At 64.7% G+C, this 4,487-nt stretch carries 6 protein-coding genes; 3 read left to right on the plus strand and 3 right to left on the minus strand.

Going from position 1 to position 4,487, the window contains the following annotated elements; all coding sequences use genetic code 11:
• Positions 1-37: 37 nt before the first annotated feature.
• Positions 38-493, minus strand: a complete 456-nt coding sequence (locus FCI23_RS54155; protein ID WP_136731554.1) for a hypothetical protein — start codon at positions 491-493, stop codon at positions 38-40.
• A 275-nt stretch (positions 494-768) separates the two neighbouring features.
• Here FCI23_RS54155 and FCI23_RS57930 point away from each other — a divergent pair, with 275 nt between their 5' ends.
• A complete protein-coding gene (locus FCI23_RS57930) occupies positions 769-936 on the plus strand; it encodes a hypothetical protein (RefSeq protein ID WP_169317466.1) in 168 nt (55 codons plus the stop codon).
• Positions 937-1,192: 256 nt separating this feature from the next.
• Positions 1,193-1,588 carry a hypothetical protein gene (locus FCI23_RS54160; RefSeq protein ID WP_136731555.1) on the plus strand — a complete coding sequence of 132 codons (396 nt, stop codon included), beginning with the start codon at positions 1,193-1,195 and terminating at the stop codon, positions 1,586-1,588.
• Positions 1,589-2,060: 472 nt separating this feature from the next.
• Here the strand turns inward: FCI23_RS54160 and FCI23_RS54165 are convergent, their stop codons facing one another.
• Together FCI23_RS54165 and FCI23_RS57935 are read right to left on the minus strand one after the other, a co-directional pair.
• Positions 2,061-2,960, minus strand: a complete 900-nt coding sequence (locus FCI23_RS54165; RefSeq protein ID WP_136731556.1) for a hypothetical protein — start codon at positions 2,958-2,960, stop codon at positions 2,061-2,063.
• Positions 2,961-3,117: 157 nt separating this feature from the next.
• Entirely contained in the window at positions 3,118-3,276 is a 159-nt protein-coding gene (locus FCI23_RS57935; RefSeq protein ID WP_169317467.1) for a hypothetical protein, read from the minus strand.
• Positions 3,277-3,915: 639 nt separating this feature from the next.
• Here FCI23_RS57935 and FCI23_RS54170 point away from each other — a divergent pair.
• A complete protein-coding gene (locus FCI23_RS54170; RefSeq protein WP_136731557.1) occupies positions 3,916-4,377 on the plus strand; it encodes a hypothetical protein in 462 nt (153 codons plus the stop codon).
• The last annotated feature ends 110 nt before the right edge of the window (positions 4,378-4,487 follow it).

Genomic DNA, 4,487 nt, shown 5'->3' on the forward strand with positions numbered 1-4,487 from the left:
AGCCGGCACGTCGCGACTGTTCACCAACTCCCGCAACTCAGCGGTCTGTTCCACAGAGAGCTCCATGCCAGAACCAACGAGCCCCATCGATCAAAGTAACGACTGCAGGATCACGAGACACTAGCGGCAGCATCTCCAATGTGGGGTGCTTGTTCTGGCCCGCGAACATCAACATGGTCTTGAGGCACCAGGAGGCGAGCGCATTTTGGTCCTGTTGCGTCAGTTCTGCCGCTCGTCCGTTGATCAGGTCCGGCAGGAAGCTGCGGACACCGTTTTCGAGTCCGCTCATCCAGCCGTTGTTACAGGTGGCGCACACAATCTTGACCGTGGCATTGAATGCGTCTGCGACGTGCTGTATTTGGGTCGATTCCGTCCCCCGGACATGGAGGGCACGGGACCCGGCGTCTCCCCGAAAGGCCGACTTCAGCCACTTCGGCAGCGTGTGTTCCTTGGTGAGGGGCGTGCCGTCACAGAAGACGCAGGTACGGGCCATGCGGAGGACCGTACAGCCGCCTGTACTACAGGCGCGAGCGGTTACTCCACGGACTGCTCGGCAACAGGGCTGGATGAGCCGGCCGAGTTGCTCGTGCGGTGCGAGTGTCTGCTCGATCTCGACTGTCTCCCCGTTGCGGACCCCAAAGCCGGGCGGGACCCCGGTCATGAGCTGTCGTACGGCGCAGCTCGGGCAAGTTGCCCAGGGGCCGCCGAGGGGCATAGGGCAATGCTCAGGTTCTCCGCCGGGACGAGGTGGAGGAGCGCCTCGCGAAGGTGCCGGAGCTGACCGGGATCCCCGGAGTGCATCCCCGGGAACTGGCCACCATGGCGCCAAGCATCGCAGCTCACCTCGGCGGGGACGGCAGGACCCGACAGGAGGCGAAAGAACTGGGCGCCCCGTTCGCGCTGACCAAGAGGCCCTCGCCCGTCGAGGGCCCATGAGGAAGGAGGACCCCATGCCCGTGCAGCCCCGACGTTCCGTCCAGGTCCAGCGGAAGGAACCACGGACTCCCATGCGGATGCCGTCCGTGCCGTCCATGCCCCGCTTCCGGGTACCGTCAGTGCCTACTACACGACCTTGCAGCGGATTCCAGGTCGCCCGATGTCCAACAAGCCGAGGCGTGCTGTCCCCCGCTGGGAGCGCTGAGTACCACCTGCACGAGGAGACCCTGCCATACGGGTAGGGCCTCCTCTCCGTTTGGAGTACGTTGTCGCCCTGGCGACCGTGGAGGGAGTCCTGGCCTCTTTGGCCAAGCTGTGCTTGACGCAGAAGTTCGAGCTCGACTCCTCCGACCTCATCCGCGGCCGGTACCTCACTCGTGAAGACTTCGAAGAGTTCCTCCGTCCGGCCAAGGGACCTGACGACAGCCCCGCGAGCCGGCTCGATGTCGGCACGATGCCCCGCTACCTCAATAACTCGACCTTCGAAGCATTGTTCAAGGACGGTTGGATCGGGGCACGTGGGGTCGAGCAGGATTTCGTGACGAAGCAGATCGCCGAATCCCTCGCTGACTGTGGGGCCGTGGTCGTCGGTATCCACCACACGCCGAACGAGCTGGGCAACAGCACCACCACCAGGTATTGGGGGTGGTGACGGATCCGGAAACTATCAAGCACTGGCAGAGAGGACCCGCCAGGCCCGACTCCCTCGCGAAGGTCGCGCGAGTCACCAGCGCGTCGCCGAAGGCGAGACCGCTCCGATGCCCCTTTCTGACAGCCTCTGCTTAGGCACCCGTGAGCAACGGTCTGGGGCGACTTGCAAATTGAAGAGTGTCCCGCCCCCAGCGGATCCGCCCTGAACGCCCGGACGACCTCAGACCCGAATCCGCAGGTAGCGGCCGACGGGGGGTCAGGTGTGCCCGTCGTCGGCCGCTGACGTGCTCGAACGATGGGTGGATGGGCCGAAACGGCGGTCCACTATAGGAAGGCGCCACCATTCGGCGTCAGCGAAGGCTGCCGGATCATCAGCGATTGAGGTTTACGGCGGGTCACACCGGGCCGGGGTCCGTTCCACGGTCCAGCCTACCGAGGGGGCAACTGTCTCCGTTGGGATCCTCCGTCGGGTGCTACTGGCCCGGGTCGCTGTTCGCGAGGGTGTAGCAGAGGTTCGACCAGTGCGACGCCACAGCGTTTTCGGGCTGCGGGTAGCCCTGGGCTTGCAGTTCCTGGACGTACTTTCGCGCGTACGCGAGCACGGTGACTTCTGCGGCGTCCTTGCCCTTTTGTTCGCCAGCAAAGCTTTCGTCCTGCTCATCGGCGGCCTTTCGCAGGGCTGAGGGCTGGACGGCGGCGGCTTCGCACGCGCTCTGTGACGGATACCGGGCCCAGTCGGAGGCGCCGAGCTTGATCGTCTCCGTCACCGTCGGTCCTTCGACGAACGGAAAGTCGTCGGTGGAGATTGGATCAGCAGTTGGGGCTGTGCCGTTGGCCGTTGGAGGGGCCACGGCGGCAGGCGTCGCGGACTGGGCGCACTGGGCGTCCACGTAGGGGCGCAGCTTCAGCACTTGGCCGTTTGGGTCGCCGTTCTCGATCGAAGCGCTGATCATCTGCGACTGGGCCATCACGGCGATCCGGTAGATGTCGGAGTTGGTCCCGTACTGGAACAGCAATGGCGTCAGCTTGAGACCGCTCTGTCCAGCGTTCAGTGCGTCCGCTGTCTGCTGCAGCGCGTCCATCACGACCCGCGAACAGCGATCGGCTGGGGACTCGGTGGATGCCTGTGCCACCGGGGTATCTGAAGCTGACGCCGCTGTGGCTGTAGAGCCGTCGTTACTGGCTGGTTGCTGGTTCATGGACATGCCGAGGCCTATGCCGGCGGCCAGCAGCATAACGGCCGTCACACCGACAAGAACGCTCCTGCCGGGGCGCTTCTTCGGCGAAGGCACGAGGGGAGGAGCATCCGGCATGGGAGGGATGGCGGGTCCGCTGAAGTCGGGCGTATCTGCTGAATCGGGTGGAATGCTCACGGTCCCGGTCCCGGTCTCGATCTCTATCGGTGATCATTCTGTGAAACTGGGACAATGTCAGACATGCGACTGGTGGGGCAATGCCCTTCGCTGAGTCGTTACCGAGCTGACGCGCCTTCTGACAGACCCGGTGTCCCCGGCTCGACGCCGGGACCCGTCAACTGGTCGGCGGGATGGACGCGGTGACGCTCTGGATGGTCAGCAGGTGCGCGGCCACCTGGGCTCCACCCGTCATCAACAAGCTCAAGGCGATGTCCCGGCCTTGGCCGGCTCGCGCGGCGGCGACAACCAGTGGCAGTTCATCAGCCAAGGCCACGCGGTAATGGTGCCGCAGCCGTGGGCTGCGGAGACACGAGGACGAGATGATGGCCATCGCCAAGGCCATGCAGCCTCAATGGTGCCGCAGCTGTGGACTGCGGAGACATAACTGTAGGCGGTCGCGTCGGCGGTGGCCCTGCGGTTGCCGCAACGGTGCCGCAGCTCTGGGCTGCGGAGACGCGATGGTGGTGATGGTTCCGCCGCCGTAGACGGCCTTGCTGCAATGGTGCCGCAGCTGTGGGCTGCGGAGACACGAGGTCAATGAGCGGTACGACCCCCAGGATGGGGTTGCTGCAATGATGCCGCAGCTGCGGGCTGCGGAGAACACAACGGGTTCGGCGGGGAACGGCGGCTGCGGCAGATAGCGCGGCGATACGGATGTGGCGCATTGGTCCCCCCATGGTGTGCGGTGCCCCATCTGACCGGATCGGCCGGACGGCCGGGGTGGAGTTGCCGTTTCGTGACACCGGCCGCCGTCGGCTGCGCTGAGCGTGTGAGATCAGACGTCCGCACGGTGCGGTGGCTTCGCCTCGGCGCGGGCGGCGTCAGAGGGTGGATCCGCCCGGCACGCCCCCCGCTCGACAAGGGAACACATATGCCACTGCTGCCACCCATTGGCGCGGAGATCCCCTGCAGCATGCTCGGAATCAACAGCTCCCTCAAGATCCGGAATGCACCGGTCACCGTGGACTTCAGGGGCGGCATCAAGCATCGAGTCGACGTCAACCCCAACGACCCTGAGAACAGCGTGCGACTGAGGGTGGTGGGTTTCAAGATTTCGGCGGAGCTGCCCGCCCTGAACGGAGGCGGCGTGGCCACGATCACGATCGAGCAGAACGACGTGGACGTCGATCCGAAAAGTCTGCTGAGGGTGGCTCAGAGGTTTCCGCCCAAGTTCGAGAACATCATGGTCCTGCCCTTCACCATGTCCATCGACCAACGAGGCAACGGCGAGCCGTCGATTTGGACCACGAAGGACCCGGCACAACTGATCGGCATGATCACCCAGTTCCCGCCGAAGGGTGACCTGTATCAACTGGCGAGACCGGTTGAACTGGTGGATCTGGAGAACCCTAACAACACGGGTCTTCGAATTTAGGCGGGCAACGTGGCGGATCGCTGGCCCGGTTGTGACGTTGAGCGACGGTCTTGGGGTTCCGGCGCCCTGGACGCAGTGAGCCCGCAGGCGTCCGTGATCATGGTTGTTCT

The sequence above is a fragment of the Actinacidiphila oryziradicis genome (genome assembly GCF_005047355.1).
Classification (GTDB): Bacteria; Actinomycetota; Actinomycetes; order Streptomycetales; family Streptomycetaceae; genus Actinacidiphila; species Actinacidiphila oryziradicis.

What these genes read in the sequence shown, in the direction of transcription:
- FCI23_RS54155 (WP_136731554.1), bottom strand. Translation starts at nt 493, where the DNA reads ATGGCCCGTACCTGCGTCTTCTGTGACGGCACGCCCCTCACCAAGGAA.
- FCI23_RS54170 (WP_136731557.1), top strand. Translation starts at nt 3,916, where the DNA reads ATGCTCGGAATCAACAGCTCCCTCAAGATCCGGAATGCACCGGTCACC.